Raw genomic sequence first — 26027 nt, 5'->3', positions numbered from 1 at the left:
CGCACGGGCCACCGAACTCGGGTTCCGGCCGCACCCCCGTTCAGCGGGCCGCCCCGCCTCCGGCTCGCGGCCAGAGGCCCGGGTCGGGGGTGAAGCGGATGCCGAGTTCGCCGTCCGCGAGGCCCGCGCCGGTGACGGTGCACCGCCGGAGCGCGGACGGCAGCGGCAGGATCCGGCGGAACGGGCCGACGGTGACGACGAGTTCGTCGCCCCGGCGGCTGAGGTCGAGGTCCCCGCGTTCGGCGCCGGGCAGCGGCAGCCGCCAGAGGAGCACGCCCTCGGCGGCGAGCCGGTCCTCGACGGTTCCGGGCACCCGGGAGGTGCGCCCGGGGCCGCCGGGAACGTCCGTCCCCGCGCCCTCGGCACCATCGGGAGCACCGTTCGCGGGGCCGTCCGCCGAAGCCCGCGTGCCCGGCGCGGTGTCCCCGGCCGGGCCGGACGCGGTACCGCCCCCGCCTGCCGCCGCACCGCTGCCGTCGCCGGTGCCCGGTCCCCCGGCGCGCGGGGTGGCGGACGCGTTGCCGCGGCCGAGCAGCTCGGCGAGGTCCTCGGGGCCGCGGGGGTCGTGGCCGAGGTGCGGCAGCTCCCACAGCGCCGCGCCGGCCGGGAGGTCGTCCGCGAGCGTCTTCAGGGCGGTCTGCTGCTGCCCGGACGCTGCGGCGAGCCAGGGGTCGGCGGAGCCGGTGGGGAGCAGCCGGTTGGCGATGACCGCGTCGGTGCGCAGCCCGTGCAGTGCGAGCCCGGCGTGGGCCCGGCGGAGCGTCTCGACGGCGGCCGGTCCGGGCTCGACGACGAGCCGTACGACGGTGCTGTCCGCCTCGATCACGGCCTGTGCGGCGGCGAGTTCGGCGGCGCAGCGGTCCGCCGTCTCGTAGAGCCACTGCGCCGGCATGGGGACTCCGGCGAGCTGCGCGAGGAGCGGCCGCAGCGCGCGGGCGGCCTGGCGCTCGGAGGGGAGCAGGCGGCGGAGGTAGCGCCGCAGCTGTTCGGGCAGCGCGAGCACGGCCGGCGTCTCGGGAACGGGCGGCAGGTCGAACACGGCCACATCCCAGCCGGCGGGCGGGCCGGCGGGTGCCGCGGAGGGTTCCCGGCCCGCGGCTCCGGGTGTCCCGGGCGCCGGGACGCCGTGCGACGGTCCGGCCGCGTCCTCCCGCTGCTCCCCGGCCCACTGGGTGCCGTCGGGGTGCAGGGCCCTCAGGGCGCGGAGCAGGGCCAGCTGCGGTGCGCCGGGGACCTCCGTCACCTCCTCGCGGTCGAGGGGGGCCGCGCCGAGCAGTCCGAGCGCGGCGGAGCACCGCTCCTGGAGGTCCAGGAGTTCGGTACGGAAGTGCTCACCGGGGTCCAGGCGCGCGGCCCACAGGTTCGGCGCGGCCCGGACCGGCGGGTTCCAGGGGACCGGGGGGCCGGCGGGCGCACCGGTGCCGTCCGGGCCGGACGGCGGCTGCGCTCCGCGGCCGGCGTCCGCCCCCGCGGCGGGCAGCCCGAGGGCCGCTTCCAGGGTGGCGAAGCGGTCGGTGGTCAGCACCAGGGTGCGCAGTCCGCGGCGCGCCGCGGCGAGGGCCTGGGCGGCGGCGACGGTGGTGCGCCCGGCACCGCCCGCCCCCGTGACCAGGATCGTCCGGGCGTTCAGGCCTGAGCCCCGCTCTCGACCCGCTTCTTGAGGCCGTCCAGCGCGCGGTCGATGATGACCTTCTCGGCCTTGCGCTTGATCATGCCCAGCATCGGGATCTTGACGTCCACGGTCAGCTGGTAGGTGACCTCGGTCCGCTTGCCGCCCTCCACCGGGGCGAGGCTGTACGAGCCGTCGAGGGCGCGCAGCATCTGGGACTTGACCAGCGACCAGCTCACGACGTTGTCGCCGGTCCAGGTGTAGGCCAGGGTGTGGTCGTCCTTGATCGCGCCGGCGTCGAGCACCAGCCGCACCTGCTCGGCGCGGCCCTGCTCGTCCTTGGCCAGGACCTCGGCCTGCTTGACCTCTCCGGTCCACTCCGGATAGCGGTCGAAGTCGGAAATCACCGACATGACCTCGGACGGTGCCGCCTCGATCGTGATGCTCGAGCTGGTGTGTTCCGCCATCTCCGTGGCTCCTCCACTACTCCACTACGGTCCGCCCGCGGCGTGCATGCCTGCTGGTGAAGGCTACCGCGCGCGACCGGACGGGCCGATGCCCGGCCCGCTGCCCACGCCGTGCGTCACCTCCGGCCCGGCCCTCGGACGCCCGGCAGGGGCTGCTCCCCCGGGCCCCCGCGGGGCCCGTCCCCCGCCCCCGGAAGGGAACGTTTCCGCTGCCCCGGGGCTCACGCGGGGCTCACCACTCCAGCGCCCAGGGCCGCCCGGAGGACGCGAAGTGGCCGACGTTCACGCACTCGGTGCGCCCGATCCGCATCCGGCGGGCCAGCGGCTGGTGGACGTGGCCGAAGAGCGCGTACCGCGGCCGGATCTCGCGTATCGCCTCCAGCAGCGCCGAACTGCCGCGCTCGAAGCGGCGGGCCACGGTGTCGTAGCAGAGCTCGGGCACGTCGGGCGGGATGTGCGAGCAGAGCACGTCGACCTCCCCGAGCGCGGCGACCTTCGCCGCGTAGGTCTCCTCGTCGATCTCGTAGGGGGTGCGCATGGGGCTGGGCAGCCCGCCGCCGACGAAGCCGAACACCCGGCCGTCGAGCTCCACTCGTTCACCGTCGAGAACGGTGATGCCGGGCCGGACGTACTCGGGCCACAGATGCGGGATGTCGACATTGCCGTAGGTGGCGTACGTCGGCTGGGGGAATGCGGCGAAGAGTTCGGCGTACTGCTTGCGAACGGCCCCTTCGATGGCGCTGCGGCGGTCGACCCCGGCCCACAGCCGGGCGCCGAACGCGCGGGCCTCCTCGAACCGGCAGGCGGTGCGGAGTCCGACGATGCGGTCGGCATTCTCCTCGCCGAAGAGCTCGGGGAAGATGCCGCGGGAATGATCGGCGTAGTCGAGAAAGAGCACCAGGTCACCGAGGCAGAGAAGGGCATCGGCACCTTCCCCGGCCCGGGCGAGGTCCCGGCTGTTGCCATGAACGTCACTCACCACATGAACTCGCATATCTGAGGACCCTACGCCGCGAACCGGGCACCCGGGAGAGGCGCCCGACCTGCGGTTACTTTGGCGTCACCGGGCTGCTCGACTAATCTGCGCGCATTGGTCCCCCCGCGGTATGTGACGCATGAAACATCTGGCCGGAACCCCCTATCGGTGACGCATACCGATGGGTAACGTCCGGGCAGTCCAACCCCCATTGCACGATCATGGGCCGCAAGCCGACGCAGCACGCGGGACACGACGTGTCGGCGCCAGCGTCCGACGAGGAGCAGCAGTCTTGCGCGAGTTCAGCCTTCCGGCCCTGTACGAGGTCCCCGCGGACGGCAATCTGACGGATCTGATCCGCCGCAATGCCGCGCAGCATCCCGACGTCGCCGTCATCGCACGCAAGCGGGACGGCCGCTGGCAGGACGTGACCGCCACCGAGTTCCTCGCCGAGGTCCGGGCGGCGGCCAAAGGGCTGATCGCCGCCGGCGTGCAGCCGGGGGACCGGGTCGGGCTGATGTCCCGGACCCGCTACGAGTGGACGCTGCTGGACTTCGCCGTGTGGACCGCCGGCGGGACCACCGTGCCGGTGTACGAGACGAGCTCGCCGGAGCAGATCGCCTGGATCCTGGGGGACTCCGGCGCCGTGGGCTGCCTGGTCGAGACCGAGGTCCACGAGGCCGCGATCGAGTCCGTACGGGACCGGCTGCCGGAGCTGGAGCACGTCTGGCAGATCGACCGGGACGCCGTCGAGCTGCTGCGCAGCAAGGGCGCGGAGGTATCGGACGCCGAGGTCGACGAGCGCAGCTCGCTGGCGACCGCCGACTCCCCCGCGACGATCGTCTACACCTCGGGCACCACCGGCCGCCCCAAGGGCTGTGTGCTCACCCACCGCAACTTCTTCGCCGAGTGCGGCAACGTGGTCGAGCGGCTGCGTCCGCTCTTCCGCACTGGTGACTCCTCCGTCCTCCTCTTCCTCCCGGTGGCCCACGTCTTCGGCCGGCTGGTGGAGATCGCCTCCGTGCTGGCGCCGATCAAGCTCGGGCTCGTACCGGACATCAAGAACCTCACCGAGGAGCTCGCCTCCTTCCGGCCGACGCTGGTGCTCGGGGTGCCGCGGGTCTTCGAGAAGGTCTACAACTCGGCGCGGGCCAAGGCGCAGGCGGACGGCAAGGGCAAGATCTTCGACAAGGCCGCCGACACGGCGATCGCGTACAGCCGCGCGCTGGACGCCCCCTCCGGCCCCTCGCTGGGCCTGAAGCTCAAGCACAAGCTCTTCGACAAGCTGGTCTTCAGCAAGCTGCGGACCGTGCTCGGCGGCCGCGGCGAGGCCGCGATCTCCGGCGGCGCCCCGCTGGGCGAGCGGCTCGGCCACTTCTTCCGCGGCATCGGCTTCACGGTCCTGGAGGGCTACGGCCTCACCGAGACCAGTGCGGCGACCGCGTTCAACCCGTGGGACCGGCAGAAGATCGGCACCGTCGGCCAGCCGCTGCCCGGCTCGGTCGTGCGCATCGCCGACGACGGCGAGGTGCTGCTGCACGGCGAGCACCTGTTCAGCAACTACTGGAACAACGAGACCGCGACGGCCGAGGCGCTGTCGGACGGCTGGTTCCACACCGGTGACATCGGCACTCTCGACACCGACGGCTACCTCGCGATTACCGGCCGGAAGAAGGAGATCATCGTCACCGCGGGCGGCAAGAACGTCGCCCCGGCGGTGATCGAGGACCGGATCCGGGCGCACGCGCTGGTCGCCGAGTGCATGGTGGTCGGTGACGGCCGCCCGTTCGTGGGCGCGCTGATCACCCTGGACGAGGAGTTCCTGCCGCGCTGGGCCGAGGACCACGGCAAGCCGGCCGGTGCCACGGCCGCGGAGCTGCGCGACGACCCCGAGCTGCTGGCCGCGGTCCAGCAGGCGGTCGAGGACGGCAACGCCGCGGTCTCCAAGGCCGAGTCCGTCCGCAAGTTCCGCATCCTCCCGGCGCAGTTCACGGAGGAGTCCGGGCACGTCACGCCGTCGCTGAAGCTCAAGCGCAATGTGGTCGTGAAGGACTTCGCGGACGAGATCGAGGCCATCTACCAGGCCTGATCCTTCAGGCTTGAGGCTCCGGGCTTGAGGCTCCGGGCCTGATCCTCCGGGCCTGATCCTCCGGGCTCGAGGTTCCGGGCCTGACCTCCCCGTCGGGCGGGGTCGGGCCGGCCGGGGTCCGGCCGGTCAGCCGCGGATCCCGTCCTCGGCGAGCACGCGCGCCATGGTGCGCTCGGCGAGGGCGGTGATCGTCACGAACGGGTTGACGCCGATGGAGCCGGGGATCAGCGAGCCGTCCGTGACGTAGATCCCCGGGTGCCCGCGGGCCCGGCCGTAGTCGTCGGTCGCCTCGCCCAGGACGCAGCCGCCCAGCGGGTGGTAGCAGAAGTCGTCGGCGAAGGGCCGGTTGCCGCCGAACAGGTCGTAGCGGTAGATGGTGCTGTTCGCCCGGTTGACCCGGTCGAACAGGGACTTCGCGGCGGCGAGTGAGGGCTGGTTCTGGTCCCGCGTCCAGTCCAGCCGTACGGCGTCGGTGGCCCGGTCGTAGCGGAAGGTGCCGCGCTCGGGGCTCTTGGTGATCGCCAGATACAGGCTGATCCAGTGCTCCAGCCCCATGGGCAGCGGGGCGATCTCGGCGAAGACCGGCCGGTCCGGGTTGGCCCAGTCGTCGATGGCCAGGACCGGGATCGTCGACTGCTTCGCCCCGGTGGTGTCCCAGATGTGGTTGGCACGGGCCGTCATGATGTTGCCGTTGGTGCCCCAGCCGGTGCCGATCCGCGGGCTGAGCGCGGGCAGGGCGCCGGTCTCCCGGGCGCGCAGCAGGAGTTCGGTGGTGCCGAGGCTGCCCGCGCCCAGGAAGAGATGGCGGCAGCCGATCTCCCGGGTGGCGACGACGGAGCCGCGCTCGTCGATCCGGTCGACGCTCAGGACGTACGTGCCGTCCGCCTCCCGGCGGACCGCCCGGACCTGGTGGAGGGTCTCGATGGTGACCTTCCCGGTGCCGAGGGCCGCGGCGAGATAGGTCCGGTCGAGGGTCCGCTTGCCGTGGTTGTTGCCGTAGATCACTTCGGCGGCGAGCGCCGAGGCGGGGGCCTGCCCGGCGTCCTCGCGCTCCATGTGGCCGAAGTCGTAGACGTTGGGCACGAAGGTGGTGCGCAGCCCGGCCCGGTGGGCGTGGGCGCGGGAGACCCGGGCGAAGCGGTACCAGGCCGTCCGCTCGAACCAGTCGGGGGAGACGGTGTTGACGCCGAGGGCCTGGACCGCGCGCGGGAAGTAGCGGCCGTACATCTCGTCGGCGTCCACCCTTGGCAGGACCTCCGAGAAGTAGCTTCGGGGCGGGGTGACGGCCATGCCGCCGTTGACCAGGGAGCCGCCGCCGACGCCACGGCCGACGTAGACCGACATCTGGTCGTAGTGGACCCGGTCGAGCACCCCGGGGTAGGGGCTGATGTCCCGATTGACGACATCGAGCCAGAGGAAGGTGGCCACGGGGGCCTCGGTCCGCGTCCGGAACCACATGGACCGGCGGTCGGGGGCCGTGGTGGGACAGAAGATCCGGCCGTCGTCGGCGGGTTCGTGCCACAGCCGGCCCATTTCGAGGACCAGGGTGCGCACGCCCGCCTCGCCGAGGCGGAGCGCTGCCACGGCGGCGCCGTAGCCGGATCCGACGACGACGGCGGGGGCGTAGTCCCGGGGGGCCGAGGCAGCGGCGGCGGGGGTGGCGATCCGGGTGGCGCCGAGTGCGGCGGCCGTCTGCAGGGCGGCGAGACCGAGGAAGTGACGGCGCGTCAGATATAGGCTCATGCGCGCATCATGAGCGGAACATCGTGGATTGCCCATAGACGTGCGCATGAGCTTTTGGGCGGTGTTCGGGGGGTGGTGGGGGTGCGCCTTGGGGGCGGCCGGGTGGGGTGGTTGTGCGGGTGCGGGTGCGGGTGCGGGTGTGCGGGTGCGGGTGTGCGGGTGCGGGTGCGGGTGGTTTTCGGTTTCGGGGGTGGGGGCTCCGGGGTGGGGGTTCCGGAACGTATATTTACGGGCCCTGGGGGCCCACAAATACACGGAAGTTTCCGGAACCCCCACCCCTGCGCCCCCACCCCCTTGCGTTCAGACCACCGGTCCGTCGTGGCGGGCCGCCGCGTTCGCCTCGCCCTGCCGCCGTGCGCCATTGCGTTCACCCTGGCTTGCGCCCCCCTGACGTCCGGACCCAGGTCCGTGGTTCGGGGGCGTCTCTGTCCGGCTGTTCGTGGGGCCATCCCCTGGTGCCCGGGGCTCTGTCGGGGTGGGCGGCCGGGGGCCGGGTGGGTTCAGAGCAGTGCGGTGAGGCGGTCCGCGAGGAGGTCCCAGCGCCAGCGCTCCTCGACCCAGGCACGGCCCCGGTCTCCCATGCGGCGGCGCAGGTCCGGGTCCTGCAGCAGGGTGATGATGCGCTCGGCCGCGTCCGGGGCCGAGCCGCCGGGGACCACCCAGCCCGTCTCGCCGTCGAGCACCGCGTCCGGGGCGCCGCCGGAGTCGCCGGCCACCACCGGCAGCCCGGTGGCGGAGGCCTCCAGGTAGACGATGCCGAGCCCTTCGACGTCCAGACCGCCGCGACGGGTGCGGCAGGGCATCGCGAAGACGTCGCCGGCCCCGTAGTGCGCGGGCAGTTCCTCCCAGGGCACCGCCCCGGTGAAGCGGACCGAGCCGGCCACCCCGGTCTCGGCGGCGAGCTTCTCCAGGTCGCTCCGGTACGGTCCGCCGCCGACGATCAGCAGCACGGCGTCCGGGACAGCGGCCAGGATCCGGGGCATCGCCCGGATCAGGGTGTCCTGTCCCTTGCGCGGCACGAGCCGGGAGACACAGACCACGACCGGGCGGTCCGAGAGCCCGAGGCGGGCCCGGATCTCGTCTCCGCCGGACCCCGGGTGGAACGTCTTCTCGTCGACGCCCGGGGGGAGTTGCACCATCCGGTCCGCGGCCTGCGGTGTCAGGGCGGAGGCGATCCGGGACCGGGTGTACTCGCCGAGGTAGGTGAGGGTGTCGGTGCCCTCGCCGATCCGCCGCAGCAGTTGCCGTGCGGCGGGCAGCTGGGCCCAGCCGGCCTCGTGCCCGTGCGTCGTCGCGACCAGCCGGCGCGCGCCCGCCCGGCGCAGCGCGGGCGCCATGAGCCCCAGCGGGGCCGCCGCGCCGAACCACACCGAGGTGCAGCCGTGTTCGCGCAACAGCCCGACGGCGCGCCGGGTCACCCGCGGGGTCGGGAGCAGCATGGTCGTCCGGTCACGGACGACGGTGTACGGCTGCTCCGCGTCGAAGCGGGCGGTGGCCTCGATGCCTTCCCGGGTGCGCTTCCAGGTCGAGGCGTAGACCACGACCTCGGCCGGGTCCAGACGCAGCGCCATGCTGTGCAGGAACGCCTGGATGCCGCCGGGCCGGGGCGGGAAGTCATTGGTCACGATCAGGGTCTTGTCCATCGCCTGCCGACAGTATCGGGTCCCCCGGGAGCGTGACGCGCGGGCTGTCGGAGAGTGCGTCGCGCGGGCCCCGCCGGGGACCCGGGGCGTGCGCCACCAGGGTCCGGACAGGCCCGGGGCGCCCCAGCTCGCGCCCGCGCCGCCGGGCGAGCCGGTTGCTCATCGCGCCACCCCGCCCCGCCACGCCAGCCCGCGCCTCGTGGCCGCGTACCGCCGTGCCCGGCATGATGCACCGAGCACCGCGGATCACCACAGAACGGGACGAGGCCACCATGGCGGACGGCAGCAGCCGGAAGGGTACGGACCGCCTGCCGCGCGGGACGACGGACGAGGCCCCCGCGCCGGAGGCCCGGATCGGCCCGGCGCGCGGGCCGGACGGCGGCATCGGGCCACGGTCCGCGGGCGTCCTCCCCGACGGACGGTCCGGGGCACTCCCGGAGTCCGGAGCGGGAGCCACCCCGCCTCCCGCGCCCCGGGCCGAGGCTCCCGTGAAGCGCCCGTTCCGCGCCCTCCGCCCGGTGGCCGCCCTCTGGTCGCTCTGGGCCGTGACCCGGGCGGTCCTGCTGCTCTGTGTCTTCAAGGTCCTGGTCGTCCCGGGACCGGACGTCACCAGCGACGTGGCGGTGATCTACCAGAGCTGGTTCCGGATCCTGCGCACCGGCACCTTCCCGCTGGACGACGTGACCTGGCAGTACCCGCCCGCCGCCGCGCTGCCCGTCCTCTCCCCCGGTCTGCTGCCCTTCCTGGACTACCCCTCCGCCTTCTTCCTGCTGGCCTGCGCGGCGGACGCGGTGGTGCTCGCCCTGCTGCTCCGGGCCGGCGGGCAGGCCGCGCGACGGCTCACCGGTGCCTGGGTCTGGCTGGCCGGGGTGCCCCTGCTGGGCCACACCGCGTACGCCCGCTACGACGTGATGGTCACCGGGGTGGCCGTCGCCGCCCTGCTCGCCTTGCCACGCCACCCCCGGACGGCCGGTGCGCTCGCGGCCTTCGGTGCGCTGCTGAAGGTGTGGCCGGTGCTGCTCCTGGCCGGCACCGCGCGCGGCCGGAGCACCCGGGCGGCGTGGACGGCGGCCGCCGTCACCGGGACCGTCCTCACCCTGCTCTGCGCCGCGGCCGTGCCGGGGGCGTTCGCCTTCCTCACGTTCCAGCGCGACCGGGGCACCGAGGTCGAGTCCCTGGGCTCGCTGGTCTTCCATGTCGCGCGGCACCTCGGGTGGGACGGCCAGGTGCTGCTCAACTACGGCTCGGTGGAGTACCTCGGCCCGTACGTCGGCCTGGTCAGCGGTGTCTCCCTCGCCCTCACCGCGGCGGCGCTGGGCTGGCTGCTGCTCTGGCGGCGGCGTGCGGTCCGGGCCGCCCGCGGATGCCGGCCGGGGCATCGGTGCAGTCCGTGGGCCGACGGGCACGGCGGTCCGGCGGCGCTGCCCGCGGACGCGGCGTTCACGGCCGTGCTGCTCTTCACCACGACCAGCCGGGTGATCAGTCCGCAGTATCTGCTCTGGCTGCTCGGACTCGCCGCGGTCTGCCTGACCCTGCACAGCACGCTGATGACCGTTCCGGCGGTCCTGGTCCTCCTGGCGGCCGGAGCCACCCAGCTGGAGTTCCCCATCTGGTTCTCCCATGTGGTGGCCGGCGACCCGCTGGGCATCGCGGTGCTGGCGGCCCGCAACGGTCTGCTGGTGGCCGCCGCGCTGCTCGCGTGCGCCCGGCTGTGGCGCGCCGCGGCCCGCGAGCCGCGCCTCTTCCTCCCACCGGACCTCGGGCGGGGCCTCCCGCAGGGGCTCGGGGGCAACCTGCCGGTGGATCTTCGACGGAGCCTGCCGCGGCCGGCCCGCGAGAAGCGCTGACCGGGCACCCTCCGGCGGGGCCCGGGGAGACAGCCGCGGCCCGCTCAGCCCAGCCAGGCCCGGACGTACCCGCGCCACAGCGCCGTGAACTCCCGCGGATCCGTCCGCAGCGTCCCGCGCAGCGCCGCCTCCACCGCGCCCGTGCGCCCCTCGTGGGCACCGACCGCCCGGTAGAAGCGGGCGAGCCGGTCCGTGCCCCACCGTTCGGCGATCATGCGGCAGGCCAGCCAGCCGCTCTCGTACGCCCGGCCGAGGCGGTCCGGGTCGCCGCCGAACCGGAAGTCCTCGTCCGAGGGCAGGCCCCGGGGCGCCTGGCCCGCCCGCACCGCGCGGGCGAGTCCGGGGGCGCCCTCCTTGGGGGTACGGCCCGTGCCGCGGTAGCCGGCCCAGTCGGCGAAGCCCTCGGACAGCCAGAGCGGGGTGGCGGAGGAGGTCGCGGCGCGCGTGGCCACATGGGTCGTCTCATGGGTGAGCACCACCCGCCGCCCGAACGCGCCCAGGACGCCGTACGCGTCCGGGTTCACGATCACCCGGTCCGCCGGTGCGTGCGGCGATCCCCCGGCCTCCCCGGTGGTCACGGCGGCGATGCCGCGGTAGCCGGCGGCGGGTGCCCCCAGGAGGTCCCCCATGCCGTCCAGCGACCCCGGTACGAGCAGCACCACCCGCCGGGCCCAGCGGCCCGGCCAGGCGCCGTTCACTTCGGGCACCGCCCCGTCGGCGGTGCGCGCGATCTCCCGCAGCCGGTCCGGGGCCTGGCCGACGCCGAGGACCAGGCTGTGCCGGCCGCGCACCGCGTCGACCCGGCCCTGGTCCCACAGGTTCCGGGCGGGGCGCCGGCCGTCGGCGGTCCGGGACTCCTCGGCCGCGACGTACCACCGGCCGTCCCGCTCACTGACGGTGAGCCGCTGCACCGTGGTGACCGGGGCGGTGTCGAACCCGTCGAGGCGGTAGCGGAGCCGGACCTCGGCGGCGACCCGGCGGCCGTCGCCCCGGGCGGGCTCGAATCCGCCGGTGCGGACCAGCCGGTACTGCCAACTGCGCAGCGGCACCTCGGCGAGGTTGCGGAAGAGGCGGCGCTGCCCGGCCCGGTAGCCGGTGGCACGGGGGTCCGCGGCGGAGAGGAAGGCGCCGGCGTCCCGGTCCAGCAGGGCCGCGGCGCGGCGGTCGAGCATCCGCTGGACGGCCCGTTCCGTGCCGTCGCGGCCGACGGGCGGCCCGCCGCAGCCGGTCAGGGCGGCGAGCAGGACGAGCAGCAGCACCGTACCGAGCGCTGTCGCGCCTCTCGTCCCGGTCCCCGCTCGCGCCACGCCGTCGATCGTACGTGCGCCCGCGGCCGGGGCGGCACGGCACCGGGGCGAGGACCGGTCAGACGCGGGTGACCGTGGCGCCGGGGATCATGCCGACCGGGTCGTACCGCACCCGCGCGCCGGGGTACGGGGCGTGCACCACCTGCCCGTTGCCCATGTACATCCCGACGTGGCTGGCGTCGGAGCGGTAGGTGACGAGGTCCCCGGGGCGGGCCTGGGAGAGCGGCACCTGCCGTCCGGCGTGCCGCTGCGCCTGGGAGGTGCGGGGAATCGCCACCCCCGCCTGGCGGTACGACCACTGGGTCAGCCCCGAGCAGTCGAAGCCGCCGGGACCCGCCATGCCCCAGACGTAGGGGCGGCCGACGGCGGCGCGGGCGGCGGCGACCGCGGCCGCGGCACGGGAGGACGCGGGCGCCTGGCCGGTGAGCGCGTCGAGGCCCCCGGCCCCGTCGGCGCGGCCGCCGTCCCGGGAGGACCGCGCGAACGCCTCCCGCGCCTCGGCGGGGAGGGAGTTCAGCAGCCGGCGGGCGACGGCCAGACGCCGTTCGACGGCCTTCTTGTGCCGGGCGACGTCGGCCCGGCTGCGCTCCAACTCGGCGATCCGCGTGGCCGCTTCGGTGCGCTGCTGCCGTAGCGAACGCTGGGCCTCCTGCAGGGCGCGCAGCCGGCCGGCCTGACGGCTGCCGATCCGGTCGAGGGTGGACGCCTTGTCGAGATAGGTCTCCGGGTCCCCGGAGAGCAGCAGCGCGAGGGCCGGGTCGATACCGCCCGCCCGGTACTGGGCTCCGGCGAGCCCGGCGAGGCCGTCCCGCATCCGGTTGACCTGCTGCTGCCCCCGGGCGACCGACTCCTGGATCCGTTCGGCGCGGGTGCGCAGCCGCTCGCGGCGTTCGGTCGCCGCGTTGTACTGCTCGGTGGCCCGCTCGGCCTGTTCGTACAGCCGGTCCACCCGGGCCCGCACACCGGCCGGGCCGTCGTGCGGATCGGCCCCGGCGGGCGCGGCCGACAGGGCTGCCGCCGCGCTCGCCGCGGCTGCGGAGAGCACCGAGACCCGGGCCGTCCTGCCGAGGCCCGACGGCGAGGGACGTCGATGGGATGCCACAGGACGCCGCACTCCCTTTCACGGTGTGCAGCCCCTGCCGCCCGGTCGGGCGGAGCGTCGGTCCGGGAACTGCGCTCGCAGACAGTAGCCGCGCAACCCCGGAGCGTCCAAAGACCGTTGCCGGGCACACAGCGCGACGCCCCGCCGGAGACGCAGGTCACCGGCGGGGCGTGGAGTTACAGCGCGTTATGCAATTCGCCCGGATGGGCGGGCGCGTCCCGGAGCGTCAGATGCGGACGCCCGTGCTGAACGGCATGTTGCCGATGGCCTCGAAGCGCACGTTGGCACCCGGCTTCGGCGCGTGCAGCACCTGGCCGTTGCCGGCGTAGAGCCCGACGTGGTGCGCGTCGCCGTAGAAGATGACCAGGTCGCCCGGCTTGAGGTCGGCCTGACCGATGCGGGTGCCGGCGTTCGCCTGGTCCTGGGACATGCGCGGCAGGGAGACCCCGGCCTGCGAATACGCCCACGAGGTCAGGCCGGAGCAGTCGAAGGAGCTCGGGCCGGTGGCGCCCCAGACGTACGGCGAACCGATCTTGGTCTTGGCGGCGTTGAGGGCGGCGGCGGCGCGCTGCGACTCCGGAACGTCGTTGCCGAGGTCCACCCGGCTGCTGCTGGCGCGGCTGGCGCGGGCGTCGGCGGCGGCCATGGCCGCCTTCTCCTTCGCCGTCAGGCTGTTGAGCAGGGACTGGGCCTCGGAGAGCTTGCCCTGGATCTCCTTCTTCTTGCCGCCGAGCGCCTTGCGGGTGTCCGCCAGCTCCTCGAGCTTGTCGGACGCCTCCTCGCGCTGCTGCTTGAGCGCGCGCTGCTTGTCGGCGATCTTCCGGAGCTCGTCGGCCTGCTTGCCGCTCAACTGGTCGAGCGTGGAGGCCCGGTCGAGGTAGCTGTCCGGGTCGGAGGAGAGCATCAGCTGCACGGACGGGTCGATGCCGCCGGAGCGGTACTGGGCGGTCGCCATCGAACCCAGGCCGTTGCGGAGCTCGTTCAGCCCCTCCTGGCCGCGGGCCACCTTGTCCTGGAGGTCGCCGACCTGCTGCTCGAGCTCCTCCTGCTTCTCCTTCGCGCCGTTGAACTTCTCGGTCGCGACCTCGGCCTCTTCGTAGAGCTTGTCGACCTTGGCCTTGACCTCTTTTTTGGTCGGCTTCGGGTCGGCCTGCGCGGCCTGGGACGTGAGAGCGACGGCGGCTGCGGCAGTTGCGGTGAGCACGGTCACGCGGGTGCGGCTGGGCTGCTTGGGTCGACGGTGGGACGCCACGGGGGCGAGCTCCTTCTTCCTTCAGCCGCCTACCGGGTGCGAGTGGGGGGTCATCGGACCCCGGCTCCGGATGCCCCCGGCCTCCCCCTGAAGCCTGCAGAGCGCCGCGGACTCGGCGGTTCCTCCGCTGACATCCCGGATGGATGGTCAACCGCGCGAAGGTTCGAGGGCCGACCTTAGTGACCTTCTTGTGATCGGTTCAAATCCTGATGAGAAAAAACTCGATTGTGCCGCGCATTCTTTACAAACGTCATACAGCCAGTAGCGGGCGACTGACGCTACGTTCCGTCAATTCGGGCACAAGGCCCAGACGTTGCTCAGGTGCGCGAAAGCCGCTTCAGCAGCAGGGCGGACGCAACCGGACGGGCGCCGGCGCGGGCCACGCCGTCGGCGACCTCGCGGTCGGTGGAGACCACGACGACCGGTCGGCCGGGCGGCTCGGCACGCACCAGCTGCCGGATCAACTCGTCGGCGGTCTGCCCCGGTTTACTGAACAGCACCCGCACACCGCGCGGCGGCGCGAGCAGGACCGGCGCGGCCAGCTCCGCCCCGTCGAAGACACAGGTCATCTCGGCGCCGGTCTGCGCCGCCAGCACCGCCAGCCCGCCCAGCAGCCGCAACCGCTGCTTCTCCAGCGGCATCGTGGGATAGCCGGTCTTGGTGACGTTGTAGCCGTCGACGACCAGATGGGCCTGCGGCAGGGCGAGCAACTGGTCGAGCAGCGCCGGATCGGTCTCCGACAGCGCACGGGTGGCCACGTCCTTCGGTGTCATCCGCCCCGGCTCCACCGCCTCCACGGTGTCGGCGGGGTGTACCGACGCGGGCGGCAGCGCCAGTTCGCGCCGCAGCCCCTGCGCGGCGTCCAGCACGGTGTCCAGCAGCAGCCGCAGCCGCATGTCCTCGACGCTGCGGCCCTCGCGCACGGCACGGCGGCTCGCCTCGAGCGCGCCCTCCGTCTCGGCGAGCCGCGCCTTGAGCCGCCGCGCCTCGCTGTCCGCGGCCGCCTTGTCCGTGGCGGCGGCGGACCGCACGTCCTCCAGCTCGGCCGCGGCCTTGCGCACCGCCGCCTCGCCGCGCCGGACATCGCTCACGGCGCTGCGCAGCTTGCGCTGCAGGGTGTCGGCCTCCTTGCGGGCCGCGTCCAGCTCCGCCCGCATCCGGTCGGCGTCGGCACGGGCCGCGCTCCGGGCGTCCGCCAGCTCGGCCCGCAGCCGCTCCAGCTCGCGGGCGGCGTCCTCGTCGGCCCGCTCGGCCCGGGCACGCTGCGCCTCCTCGCTCGCCGCGGCGACCAGCTTCACCCAGCCCGCCGGGCGCAGCACGTACGCCGCCGCCGCCACGTCCAGCGGGTCCGCCGCTGCGGGCGGCGAGCCGGACTCCAGCGCCTCGGCCAGCTCCGGCTGCGCCTCGCGGAACTTCTCCCCGATGCGCTGCCGGAAGAGCGGGTGGCTCTCCAGCGCCGCGGCCATGGCGTTGCCCGCGAACTTGGCCCGGCGGGTCGGGGTGAAACGGGCGTACTGCCTCAGCTGCGGCGGGAGTTCGGCCATCGTGAGACCGCCGAAGGCGTCCCCGGCGATGGTGACGACCTTGCGCCGCACACCCTCGGGGAGCGGGCGGTCGAGCACCTCAGCGGAACCGGCGGCCTCAGGGCCCTCACCGGTACCGTCGCTCCGCTCCACCACCTGTCACCGCTCCGTTCTCAGGCGTTCGCGCCGGGGCGGTCCACCAGCTCGATCTGGTCCACCGCGTTGCACCAACGGCACCGCACCGCCTCGATGGTCTCACTGAGCACGTCGCGCTCCTCGACGCTCGGCTCTCCGGCCAGGTCGAGGTGGACGTACTCGACGGCGCGGGTCGAGCGGGTCACGTCGAAACGGGTCAGGTTGCCGCACAGGGTGCAGCGCCAGCGGGTCTCGGCCGTCGGCTGGGGAACGCCCATCGTGTCGTCCTCGTCTTCATCGTCTGCGCTTGCCCGCCACGGTGCGCCGTCGAACCGCGGGGGTGCTTGCCGTAACCCTACGGCCTGGGAGGCCACCGGCGCCGGGGCCGGGCGTGCAGCGCGGGCCCGGCGAGGCACTCTGGGCAGGTTGATCCGGTTAGGCCATGCTCTGTGCATGATCCCCACGGCGCACTCGGTGAAGCAGGCGGCAGCGGGGGCCCTGCGGGCTGCCCGCAACGGGCCCCTGGTCACGTATGCGCTCATCGGTTCGTGCTGCCTGTTCTTCGCCCTCGGACCGGCCTCCGGGCTGGTGCCCGCGCACGGCTCCGCGGGAGATGCGACGGCGGCGCAGGTCGCGCACTTCGAGCGCTGGGGCGTCATCCCCAGCGAGCTGCTCAGCGGGGACCCACGCGCGCTCCTCACCCCGCTGACCGCCCTCTTCGTGCACGGCAACTGGCTGCACCTGCTGGGCAACATGCTCTTTCTCTTCGTCTTCGGCGGGATGGCCGAGGAGCGGATGGGCCGGGCGGCCTACGCGCTCTTCTACCTCACCGTCGGCTGCCTGGCACTGGCCGGCTACGCGGCCGTCCACGCCGACTCCTCCCAGACCCTGGTCGGGGCCTCCGGAGCGATCTCCGGGGTCCTGGGAGCCTTTCTCTATCTGTTCCCCGGCGCCCGCGTCACGAGCCTCTTCCCGTTCCTCTTCTTCCTGCCGCTGCGCTTCCCCGCCTGGATGGTGCTGGTCTTCTGGTTCGTGCTCCAGTGGCTGGCCGCCGGGAAGGCCGACTCGGACCAGCCCGGGGTGGCCTACCTCGCCCACCTGATCGGCTTCTGCCTCGGCTTCCTCTACGCGTGGGCCCGCTACCGGCGCAGCCGGCCGTGGCAGGAGGCGCTGCCGGCGGAGGCGCTGCCGGCGGAGGCGCTGTCGACGGAGGGGGGAACGTCCGCCGCGGAAGGGGGAACACCCGCGGTGGAGGGGGGAGCCCGCGCCGTGGAGGGGAGCGCGGGCCAGGAGGGATAGCGCGGGACGGCGTCGGGGCGGGGCGGTGGAAGACGAGGAGTTCAGCGCGCTCCCGACGGCAGCCCGTATGGGAGCAAGGGAGTGTCGGGGGCGTCTTCCTTTGAGGGTGGTGGTGGGTGACGGGAGAGCTCGGGGGCGTCTTCCGTTGAGGGTGGTCGTGGGTGACGGGAGAGCTAGAGTGAGCAGCGCATTCAGGGCGACCGAGGGAGACAGCCAGCCGTGATCACCGCGATCGTGCTCATCAAGACCAGCGTGGACCGGATCCCCGAGATCGCCGAGTCCATCGCCGCTCTGGAGGGGGTCAGCGAGGTCTATTCGGTCACCGGTACCTACGACCTGGTGGCCATGGTCCGGGTGGCGCGCCACGACGATCTGGCGGATGTGATCCCGGGCCGGATCAGCAAGATCCCCGGGGTTGCCGGGACCGACACCCACGTCGCCTTCCGCACGTACTCCCAGCACGACCTGGAAGCCGCCTTCGCGATCGGTCTCGACGCGTAACTCCGCCCGCACACCCCCTGTCCCGCACTGTCCCGGCGTACGCGGCCCGGCATACGCGGCCCGGCCCGCCGCCCCGGTGAGCGACGGGCCCGGCCGCGGTCCGGTACGGGCGCCCCGGCGCGGTCCGGCAGGGCACCCCGGTGTCAGGCCGGCCCGGGGTTCCCGTGTCAGGCCGCCCCGGCGTTCCGGTCCGGGACGCAGCGGCCGTCCTCGGTGCGGTAGCTCCACCGCGCACCATCGTGGACCAGCTCCTTCACCGCGCCGACGAAGCGGTCGATGTGCTCGTCGGGGGTGCCGGCGCCGAAGCTGACGCGGATGGCGTTGAGGGACCGCTCCCCCGGTGCCGCGTCCGGCGCCCCGCACTCGCCCGGTTCGTCGGCCGCGCCGCCGAGCAGGGTCCGGACCAGGGGGTGGGCGCAGAAGAGGCCGTCGCGCACCCCGATGCCGTACTCGGCGGAGAGGGCGGCCGCGAAGTGCGAGCTGTTCCAGCCCTCCACCACGAAGGAGAGCACGCCGACGCGGGGGGCGTCGTCGCCGAACAGCGACAGCACCTTCACCTGGGGCACCTCCGCCAGCCCCGCGCGGAGGCGGGCGACGAGCCGCTGCTCCCGCTCGACGAGGGAGTCGAAGCCCGCCTCGGACAGCGCCTTGCAGGCGGAGGCGATGGCGTGGACACCGATGACGTTCGGCGAACCGGCCTCGTGCCGGGCCGCGGTGGTGTGCCACTCGACGTCCACGCCGCCGTCGGCGCGCCGGGAGACCGTACGGCTCGCGCCGCCGCCGGCGAGGTAGGGCTCGGCGGAACGCAGCCAGTCGGCCCGGCCGGCGAGCACACCGGAGCCGAACGGCGCGTAGAGCTTGTGCCCGGAGAAGGCGACCCAGTCGACGTCCAGCGCATCGATGTCCACGGGGTGGTGCGGGGCGAGTTGTGCGGCGTCCAGGACGATCCGCGCGCCGTGCGCATGGGCCGCCGCCGCCAGTGCGCGGACCGGCCAGAGCTCACCGGTGACGTTGGACGCGCCGGTCACGCACACCAGCGCCGGGCCGTACGGCTCCCGGTCGGCGAGCGCCCGCTCCAGGGTCTCGACGGCCTGGGCCGGGGTGCGGGGCGCGTCGAGGCAGGTGACGGTGATGCCCTCGCGCTGCTGCCAGGGCAGCAGCGAGGCGTGGTGCTCGGTCTCGAACACGAACACCCGGGTGTTCCGCGGCAGGGCGGCGGCGAGCAGGTTGAGCGAGTCGGTGGTGGACCGGGTGAAGACGACCTGGTCGTCCTCGCGGCAGCCGAGGAAGCCGGCGACCGTGGCGCGGCTGTTCTCGAAGAGGTCGGTGGACAGCTGCGAGAGGTAGCCGGCACCGCGGTGCACGCTGCCGTAGTAGGGCGCGTAGGCGGCGACGTCGTCCCAGACCCGCTGGAGGGCGGGGGCGCTGGCCCCGTAGTCGAGCGCCGCGTACTCCACCTCTCCCCCGGTGACCAGCGGGACGAGGACGTCCCGGCCGAGGACGGGCAGCGGGCCGGTGGGACAGGCGGCCTCGGGGGAGGCCGCGTCATCGGCCGAACTCGCCCCGGCGCGCACGGAATCGGCGCGGAGGCCGGTGGCGGTCGCGGTCGCGGTCGCGGTCGCGGCAGAGGCGGTCGTGGCAGCGGCAGTCGTGGCAGTGGCGGTCGTGGCGGCGGCAGGGCGCACGGACATGGCGGAGTCTCCCGGTGGGAACGGCGGAATGGCTGCGTCGACGCACCCGGCCCGGACAGCGGACGGAGTGCGGAAAGGCCTCGACATGCGGACGGCACCGCACGGAGGGTGATGGAAACGGGGCCTTCGGCCCTAGCGCATTCGCTTGCTCACGCGAGATCTCCCTCGACAACCAGGACCCCTGGATCGCGAGGGGTCCGCGCTTGCCGCAGACCTTGCTGACTGCGGCCTGGTCATCACCCGGGGCACCCCGCCACGGACGGAGGGTTGCCGGACAGCGGGCCGGGGCCTGTGTCGCTGTCACTCGTGACCTGGAGCGAGTATGGCAGGTGATCACCCGCGGGCACCACCGTGTCCGCATGGCGGGACGGCATCCCGGTCCGGTGGGACGGCACCCCCGCCCCGAATCCGCGCCCGCCCACCCACAGCGGCACCCCGCGGGCAGCAGCACCCGGGCCACAGCACTCCACCCAGCGCCGCCCGCACAGCGCCGGCCCTCCCCCCGGCGGCCCCCGGCCCCCACGCCCCCGAGAAACCCACAGGGGCCCGGGACGAGCCCGGACCCCCTGCGTCACCACCGGCGAACCGGCGGCGGACGGCTACCCGTTGCTGGCGCCGACCCAGCGCTCCAGCGTGCGCCGCGCCGCGCCCGTGTCGACCGAGTCCGCGGCCTTCTCGATGCCCGCCGCGATCTGCTCGGTCAGCGGGGCGTCGGTGGGCCGCAGGGCGACCAGGGCCGCGGCGGAGTTGAGCAGCACCGCGTCCCGTACCGGGCCCTCCTCGCCGGCCAGCAGACGGCGGGCCACATCGGCGTTGTACGAGGCGTCCGCGCCGCGCAGGGCATCCACCGGGACGATCGGGATGCCCACGTCGCGCGGGTCGAAGGCCTCCTCCCGCACCGAGCCGTCGCGGACGACCCAGACCCGGGAGGTGGCGGTGGTGGTGAGCTCGTCCAGCCCGTCGTCACCGCGGAAGACCAGGGCGGAGGTGCCGCGTTCGGCGAGCACCCCGGCCACGATCGGCGCCATCCGGGCGTCGGCCACGCCGGTGGCCTGGGCCCGCACCCGGGCGGGGTTGGTCAGCGGCCCGAGGATGTTGAACGTGGTGGGGATGCCCAGTTCGCGCCGGGCCGGCGCGACATGGCGCAGCGCGGGGTGGAACTTGACGGCGAAGCAGAAGGTGATGCCGGCCTCTTCGGCGACCTCGACGACCCGCCGCGGCGAGAGGTCCAGATTGACGCCGAGCTTCTCCAGTACGTCCGAGGCGCCGCTCGCCGAGGAGGAGGCGCGGTTGCCGTGCTTGACGACCTTGGCGCCCGTGCCGGCGACGACGACGGCCGACATGGTGGAGATGTTCACCGTCTTGGAACGGTCCCCGCCGGTGCCCACGATGTCGACGCTGGGCCCCGGCACCTCGATGAGGTTGGCGTGCTCGTACATGGTCCGCACCAGGCCGGAGACCTCGGCGACGGTCTCCCCCTTGGCCCGCAGGGCGACCACGAAGCCCGCGATCTGGGCGTCCGTCGCCTCGCCCCGCATGATGCGGTCCATGGCCCAGGCGGTGTCGTCGGCGTCCAGGTCCCGGCCGGCCAGCAGTGAGCTCAGGACGTCCGGCCAGGTACGGGCCGCCGCGCCACTGTCGCTTCCGACTGAGGTCACGATGTCCATGGTCCGCTCCTGGATCCGTGGTGAACAGGGGTTTGCCGGCCCCGGGGGCCTGGCGCAAGCCTATCCGCGCGGCGCACGGCAGTGACCCGGCGCCCGTACTGCGGACAGCCACGAGGGCCCCGCTCCGACCCGGGCGGGTCGGTGCGGGGCCCTCGTGTGTGACGACGGACGGCCGTGGCTCAGTGGTGGCCGTGACCGCTGGTGATCTCCTGGTACTCCTCGACGGTGGGCTTGGAGATCTGGTTCTCCTCGCCGTAGAAGCCCTTGGAGAGCTTCGCCTTCCACTTCTCGGAGCGCTTGATCTTGCGACGCACGCCGTTCTCGTCGACCTCGGGGCCGACTTCGAGCGGCCGGTGCTGGTCGTGCTGGGTGAGCGTGTGCAGCTGCTCCTGCGAGAGGGGCTCGTGCACCTCGATGAACTCACCGTGCGGCAGGCGCTTGATGATGCCGGTCTCGCGACCGTGCAGCACCTTCTCCTTGTCGCGCCGCTGCAGACCCAGGCAGATCCGCTTGGTCACGAGGAACGTCAGCACCGGCAGCGCGAAGAAGCCGATCCGGCCGAACCAGGTGATCGCGTTGATCGACAGGTGGAAGTGGGTGGCCCAGATGTCGTTTCCACCGCCGACGAGCAGGATGAAGTAGACACTCAGCCAGGCCGCGCCGAAGGCGGTCCGGGTCGGGGCGTTGCGCGGGCGGTCCAGGATGTGGTGCTCGCGCTTGTCCCCGGTGACCCAGGACTCCAGGAACGGCCACACCGCGATGGCGACCAGGAACAGCGGGAAGAGCATCAGCGGGATGAACACGCCCAGGGCGAGGGTGTGGCCCGCGAAGTTGATCTCCCAGCCCGGCATCAGACGGATCAGACCCTCGGCGAAGCCCATGTACCAGTCGGGCTGGGCACCGGTGGACACCTGGTCCGCGCGGTAGGGGCCGATGGTCCAGATCGGGTTGATGCTCGCGATACCGGCGATCGCCGCGATGAGACCGAAGACCAGGAAGAAGAAGCCTCCGGCCTTGGCCGCGTAGACCGGCATGAGCGGCATGCCCACGACGTTCTTCTCGGTCTTGCCGGCGCCCGGGAACTGCGTGTGCTTGTGGTAGAAGACCAGGATCAGGTGCGCCACCAGCAGGCCGAGCATGATGCCCGGCAGCAGCAGGACGTGGATGGAGAAGAACCGCGGCACGAAGTCCATGCCGGGGAACTCGCCACCGAAGAGGAAGAACGAGATGTAGGTGCCGACGATCGGCATCGACAGGACCGCGCCCTCCATGAACCGGACACCGGTACCGGAGAGCAGGTCGTCCGGCAGGGAGTAGCCGGTGAAGCCGGTGAACATGCCGAGCACCAGCAGCAGGAAGCCGAAGAGCCAGTTGACCTCGCGCGGCTTGCGGAACGCACCGGTGAAGAACACGCGCATCATGTGCACGGTCATCGCCGCGATGAAGATCAGGGCGCCCCAGTGGTGGATCTGCCGGATGAGCAGACCGCCGCGCACGTCGAAGCTGATGTCCAGCGCGGAGGCGTAGGCCTCGGACATCCGCACACCCTGCAGCGGAACGTAGCTGCCGTGGTACACGACCTCGTTCATCGCGGGGTGGAAGAACAGCGTCAGATACACACCCGTGAGGATGATGATGATGAAGCTGTAGAGCGCGACCTCACCCAGCATGAAGGACCAGTGGTCCGGGAAGATCTTGCGCATGTTGACCTTGGCCAGGCTGTAGATGCCCAGCCGGCCGTCCGCCCAGTCGGCGAGCCGCTCACCGCGCGGCGCCTGGCGCTTGTCGTTACTCATCCGCGCTCCCAGAAGCTCGGGCCGACCGGCTCCGCGAAGTCGCCGAGGGCCTCGAGGTAACCGTCCTTGTTCACACCGATCCGCAGCTGCGGGAGGGCGTGACCTGCCGGGCCGAAGATCACTCGGCCACCGTCGGAGAGGTCGAACGTCGACTGGTGGCACGGGCAGAGCACGTGGTGCGTCTGCTGCTCGTACAGGCTGATCGGGCAACCGACGTGGGTGCAGATCTTCGAGTACGCGACGATGCCCTCGTGGGACCAGTCCAGCTCACGCTTGTCCTTGATGTTCTCCGGCTGGAGCCGGACGATCATCAGGGCGGCCTTGGCGATCTGGTCCTGGAAGTCGTGGTCCTCCTCCTCCAGCCCCTCGGGCTGGGCGAAGGTGAGCGAACCGACGACCACGTCCTCCGGGCGGAGCGGCTCGTTGGTGTTGACGTTCACCAGGAGCTTGCCCTTGGCCCACAGGGTGTGCCGGAGCTTGGTCTCGGGCAGCGGGCCCAGGTCGCGGAGCAGCACCACACCGGAGAGCGGCACCATGGCGAGCGCGCCGAACATGGTGTTGCGGATGAGCTTGCGGCGGCCGAAGCCGGACTCGTCGGCGCTCGCCTGCCAGTCGGCCATGACCTTGGCCTTGACCTCGGGCTCGGCCGCGATCGGGTGCCGCTCCTGGATGCTCTCCACGTCCGACATCAGGGTGCGGGCCCAGTGGACCGCGCCGGCGCCGATGCAGAAGAGCGCCACACCGAGGGTGAGACCCAGGGAGAAGTTCAGGGCACTCATGTTCCCGATCGGGAAGATGTAGACGATCTTCTCGATCGGGACGGCCACGTAGGCGGCGATGAAGCCGATGGTGGCCACCATGGACAGCATGAAGAGGAGGGCGACGGTGCGCTCGGAGCGCTTGGCGGCCCGCTCGTCGATGTCCTGGATGCGGTGCTGGTGAGGCGGCAGGCCCGGGTCGGCGAACGGGCTGTCCGCGACGGCTACCGCACCGGATTCGGCCGTTGCCTGCTCACTCGGCAGGTGTTCTTCGGACACGTCTTTGTTGGATCCACTCTGACTCATGACTTCTTGGCCTTTGCGGTGCGCGCGGCGACCCAGATGGCGGCGACGATCATCACGCCCATGCCGAAGATCCAGCCGAAGAGACCCTCACTGACCGGGCCGAGTCCACCCAGCTCGAAGCCGCCGGGGGAGGCGGAGTCCTTGCTGTTGACCGTGTGCAGGTAGGCGATGATGTCCTTCTTCTCCTTCTCACCGAGAACGGTGTCCGGGAAGGACGGCATCTGCTGCGGGCCGGTCAGCATGGCCTCGTAGATGTGCTTCGGCTGGACGTCGTCCAGCTCGGGCGCGTACTTGCCGCCGGTAAGGGCGCCGCCCTTGCCGGCGAAGTTGTGGCACTGGGCGCAGTTGGTGCGGAAGAGTTCTCCGCCCTCCGCGATGTCCGCGCCCTGCGGGTCGTACTGCTCCTTGGTCGGCGTGACCGGGCCGGCGCCGAGCGAGGAGATGTACGCGGAGAGCTGGTCGATCTCGGCCTGCGTGTAGACCTCGGGCTTCTTCGGCACCTGGGCGCCGGGCTGCTGGGCCGGCATACGGCCGGTGCCGACCTGGAAGTCGACGGCGGCGGAACCGACGCCGACGAGGCTCGGGCCGTCCGGGGTTCCCTGACCGCCGGTGCCGTGGCAGCTGGCGCAGCCGACGGAATAGAGCTTCTTGCCCTCCTCGATGGCGAGGGACTGCGCGGTGTCATCGGCCTGTGCCTTGTCCGCGGGCGCGAACGCGGCGTACAGCCCCCCGGTGACCGCCAGCGCGAAGAGTAGGACGACGAGCGCCGCCAGCGGATGGCGCCGTCGTGCGGAGAGCTTTTTCACGGATTACCCCGGTGTCAGGATCTTCTGCGTCGATGCTTATGGCTGTGTGGAGCGCGGGTCCGGTACGGGCCCCCGTTACTTGATCATGTAGATCGTGGCGAAGAGGCCGATCCAGACGACATCGACGAAGTGCCAGTAGTAGGACACGACGATGGCCGCCGTGGCCTGTTCGTGGGTGAACCTCTTGGCGGCGTACGTCCTGCCCAGGACCAGGAGGAAGGCGATCAGACCACCCGTCACGTGCAGGCCGTGGAAGCCGGTGGTGAGATAGAACGCCGAACCGTAGGGGTCGGAGCTGAGCGAGAGGCCCTCCTCCTTGACCAGGTCGGTGTACTCGAAGACCTGGCCGCCGATGAAGATCGCGCCCATCACGAACGTGACCACGAACCAGGCCCGCAGCTTCTTCACGTCGCCGCGCTCGGCGGCGAAGACGCCGAGCTGGCACGTGAGAGAGGAGAGCACCAGGATCGTGGTGTTCGTCGCCGAGAACGGGAAGTTCAGCGCGGACGCCATTTCCTTCCAGTGCTCGGCCCCGGTCACCGATCGCAGGGTGAAGTACATCGCGAAGAGGGCCGCGAAGAACATCAGCTCGGAACTCAACCAGATGATGGTTCCGACGCTGGTGAGGTTCGGCCGATTGACCGACGGGTGCGCGTGCCCGGTTTCTACTGTCGTTGCTGTCGCCACGACCGACATTATGTCGGTCGCTTATCCCGCCCTCACCCCCGGGGGTGCCGTTCGGTGTGTCCGGCACGTGTGCCCTGCTCGTACGGCCCATTGGGGTGGTAGCTCGAAGGTGGGAAGCGAGGGTTCCGCGCACCGCGCCCGGTGCCGCCGGGACCAGTCCTGATGGGCCGTTCACCCGCTCCCGGATGCGCAGGAACCCTCCTCCGGCGGGCCGGTCGCGGAGTAGCATCCGCGACAGTCGCCCGTCCGGGGACTGCGCTGACGACAAGCATGGAGGAACGATGCAGCCGACCGCCACGGTGCTGGTCTACAGCGACAACGCCGACACGCGTCTCCAGGTACGGATGGCGACCGGCAAACGCCCCGCCGCCGGGCTGCCACCGGTGGAGTTCGTGGAGTGCGCGACCCTCCCGGCCGTCCTCAGCGCCCTGGAGGAGGGCGGGATCGACGTCTGCGTGCTCGACGGCGAGTCGGCGCCGGCCGGCGGCATGGGCGTCTGCCGGCAGATCAAGGACGAGATCTTCCGCTGCCCGCCGGTCCTGCTGATCATCGGCCGCCCGCAGGACGCCTGGCTGGCCACCTGGAGCCGGGCGGAGGCCGCGGTGACGCACCCGATCGACCCGATGGAGTTCGCTGAGGCGCTGGCCGGGCTGCTGCGCACCCGGCTGGCCGTCGAGGCCTGACGCCTCCCTCCGGGCCCCGAGGACCCTCGGGGGCCTTGAAGAGCCCGATCCGCACGACAACGCCCGGAGCCCCTCCCCGGAGCCTCGCTCCCCGGGGGCTCCGGGCAGAAGCAGGTGGACAGGACGGCCCGCACCGGCCC

General features: G+C 72.8%; 21 protein-coding genes and 1 riboswitch. Of the genes, 5 read left to right on the top strand and 16 right to left on the bottom strand.

Annotated features, from left to right (window positions below; genetic code table 11):
- Nucleotides 1-40: 40 nt before the first annotated feature.
- The 3 genes from ABT112_RS15050 to ABT112_RS15040 all read right to left on the bottom strand — a co-directional run bounded on the left by ABT112_RS15050 (nt 41) and on the right by ABT112_RS15040 (nt 3070).
- The gene (locus ABT112_RS15050) at nt 41-1612 is read right to left on the bottom strand and encodes an ArsA-related P-loop ATPase (protein ID WP_502975348.1); all 1572 of its coding nucleotides are present in this window, start codon (nt 1610-1612) and stop codon (nt 41-43) included.
- Nucleotides 1613-1626: 14 nt separating this feature from the next.
- Complete coding sequence (locus tag ABT112_RS15045; RefSeq protein WP_351509496.1) at nt 1627-2076, bottom strand: SRPBCC family protein; 450 nt, start codon at nt 2074-2076, stop codon at nt 1627-1629.
- Between the two features lie 232 nt (nt 2077-2308).
- On the bottom strand, nt 2309-3070 hold the full coding sequence (locus ABT112_RS15040; RefSeq protein ID WP_351509495.1) for a metallophosphoesterase family protein: 762 nt from the start codon (nt 3068-3070) through the stop codon (nt 2309-2311).
- A 274-nt stretch (nt 3071-3344) separates the two neighbouring features.
- Between ABT112_RS15040 and ABT112_RS15035 the strand changes: the two genes are divergently transcribed.
- Nucleotides 3345-5141 (top strand): AMP-dependent synthetase/ligase, encoded by a 1797-nt coding sequence (locus tag ABT112_RS15035; protein WP_351509492.1) that lies wholly within the window; start codon nt 3345-3347, stop codon nt 5139-5141.
- Nucleotides 5142-5267: 126 nt separating this feature from the next.
- On the opposite strand, the gene ABT112_RS15030 is transcribed toward ABT112_RS15035, so the two are convergent.
- Nucleotides 5268-6884: a GMC oxidoreductase gene (locus ABT112_RS15030; protein WP_351509490.1), complete on the bottom strand. Its 1617-nt coding sequence runs from the start codon at nt 6882-6884 to the stop codon at nt 5268-5270.
- A gap of 500 nt (nt 6885-7384) precedes the next feature.
- Entirely contained in the window at nt 7385-8527 is a 1143-nt protein-coding gene (locus ABT112_RS15025; protein ID WP_351509488.1) for a glycosyltransferase family 4 protein, read from the bottom strand.
- Nucleotides 8528-8751: 224 nt separating this feature from the next.
- Between ABT112_RS15025 and ABT112_RS15020 the strand changes: the two genes are divergently transcribed.
- Nucleotides 8752-10374 carry a glycosyltransferase 87 family protein gene (locus tag ABT112_RS15020; protein WP_351509486.1) on the top strand — a complete coding sequence of 541 codons (1623 nt, stop codon included), beginning with the start codon at nt 8752-8754 and terminating at the stop codon, nt 10372-10374.
- A gap of 44 nt (nt 10375-10418) precedes the next feature.
- Here the strand turns inward: ABT112_RS15020 and ABT112_RS15015 are convergent, their stop codons facing one another.
- From ABT112_RS15015 to ABT112_RS14995, 5 genes are all read right to left on the bottom strand, one after another.
- Complete coding sequence (locus ABT112_RS15015; RefSeq protein WP_351509484.1) at nt 10419-11681, bottom strand: hypothetical protein; 1263 nt, start codon at nt 11679-11681, stop codon at nt 10419-10421.
- Between the two features lie 58 nt (nt 11682-11739).
- Nucleotides 11740-12783: a C40 family peptidase gene (locus tag ABT112_RS15010; RefSeq protein ID WP_351509482.1), complete on the bottom strand. Its 1044-nt coding sequence runs from the start codon at nt 12781-12783 to the stop codon at nt 11740-11742.
- A gap of 226 nt (nt 12784-13009) precedes the next feature.
- On the bottom strand, nt 13010-14035 hold the full coding sequence (locus ABT112_RS15005; protein WP_351509481.1) for a C40 family peptidase: 1026 nt from the start codon (nt 14033-14035) through the stop codon (nt 13010-13012).
- Nucleotides 14036-14352: 317 nt separating this feature from the next.
- Nucleotides 14353-15711: an NYN domain-containing protein gene (locus ABT112_RS15000; RefSeq protein ID WP_502975347.1), complete on the bottom strand. Its 1359-nt coding sequence runs from the start codon at nt 15709-15711 to the stop codon at nt 14353-14355.
- A gap of 20 nt (nt 15712-15731) precedes the next feature.
- Nucleotides 15732-15971, bottom strand: coding sequence for a hypothetical protein (locus tag ABT112_RS14995; RefSeq protein ID WP_351509477.1), 240 nt, complete (start codon nt 15969-15971; stop codon nt 15732-15734).
- A gap of 175 nt (nt 15972-16146) precedes the next feature.
- Here ABT112_RS14995 and ABT112_RS14990 point away from each other — a divergent pair, with 175 nt between their 5' ends.
- Nucleotides 16147-16992 carry a rhomboid family intramembrane serine protease gene (locus ABT112_RS14990; protein ID WP_351509475.1) on the top strand — a complete coding sequence of 282 codons (846 nt, stop codon included), beginning with the start codon at nt 16147-16149 and terminating at the stop codon, nt 16990-16992.
- A 219-nt stretch (nt 16993-17211) separates the two neighbouring features.
- Nucleotides 17212-17493, top strand: a complete 282-nt coding sequence (locus tag ABT112_RS14985; RefSeq protein ID WP_351509473.1) for an Lrp/AsnC family transcriptional regulator — start codon at nt 17212-17214, stop codon at nt 17491-17493.
- Nucleotides 17494-17660: 167 nt separating this feature from the next.
- On the opposite strand, the gene ABT112_RS14980 is transcribed toward ABT112_RS14985, so the two are convergent.
- The 6 genes from ABT112_RS14980 to ctaE form a co-directional block, all read right to left on the bottom strand.
- Nucleotides 17661-19184: an aminotransferase class V-fold PLP-dependent enzyme gene (locus ABT112_RS14980; protein ID WP_351509471.1), complete on the bottom strand. Its 1524-nt coding sequence runs from the start codon at nt 19182-19184 to the stop codon at nt 17661-17663.
- A gap of 194 nt (nt 19185-19378) precedes the next feature.
- Nucleotides 19379-19496: riboswitch (SAM riboswitch) on the bottom strand.
- A 287-nt stretch (nt 19497-19783) separates the two neighbouring features.
- Nucleotides 19784-20851: an anthranilate phosphoribosyltransferase gene (gene trpD, locus ABT112_RS14975; RefSeq protein WP_351509469.1), complete on the bottom strand. Its 1068-nt coding sequence runs from the start codon at nt 20849-20851 to the stop codon at nt 19784-19786.
- A 179-nt stretch (nt 20852-21030) separates the two neighbouring features.
- Nucleotides 21031-22647, bottom strand: coding sequence for a cytochrome bc1 complex cytochrome b subunit (qcrB, locus tag ABT112_RS14970; RefSeq protein WP_351509467.1), 1617 nt, complete (start codon nt 22645-22647; stop codon nt 21031-21033).
- Nucleotides 22644-23711 (bottom strand): cytochrome bc1 complex Rieske iron-sulfur subunit, encoded by a 1068-nt coding sequence (gene qcrA / locus ABT112_RS14965; RefSeq protein WP_351509465.1) that lies wholly within the window; start codon nt 23709-23711, stop codon nt 22644-22646. Before qcrA ends, qcrB begins: the two co-directional genes overlap by 4 nt.
- Complete coding sequence (gene qcrC / locus ABT112_RS14960) at nt 23708-24517, bottom strand: cytochrome bc1 complex diheme cytochrome c subunit (protein WP_351509463.1); 810 nt, start codon at nt 24515-24517, stop codon at nt 23708-23710. The genes qcrA and qcrC overlap by 4 nt, the downstream gene beginning before the upstream one ends.
- A gap of 75 nt (nt 24518-24592) precedes the next feature.
- Nucleotides 24593-25213: an aa3-type cytochrome oxidase subunit III gene (gene ctaE, locus ABT112_RS14955; RefSeq protein WP_351509461.1), complete on the bottom strand. Its 621-nt coding sequence runs from the start codon at nt 25211-25213 to the stop codon at nt 24593-24595.
- Between the two features lie 272 nt (nt 25214-25485).
- Here ctaE and ABT112_RS14950 point away from each other — a divergent pair, with 272 nt between their 5' ends.
- Nucleotides 25486-25887, top strand: coding sequence for a hypothetical protein (locus tag ABT112_RS14950; RefSeq protein ID WP_351509460.1), 402 nt, complete (start codon nt 25486-25488; stop codon nt 25885-25887).
- Nucleotides 25888-26027: the final 140 nt, after the last annotated feature.

Source organism: Streptomyces sp. NPDC002055, from assembly GCF_040296705.1.
Taxonomy (GTDB): domain Bacteria; phylum Actinomycetota; class Actinomycetes; order Streptomycetales; family Streptomycetaceae; genus Streptomyces.
Note: the sequence above shows the minus strand (reverse complement) of the source record. Positions and strands in the feature narration are given on the sequence as shown.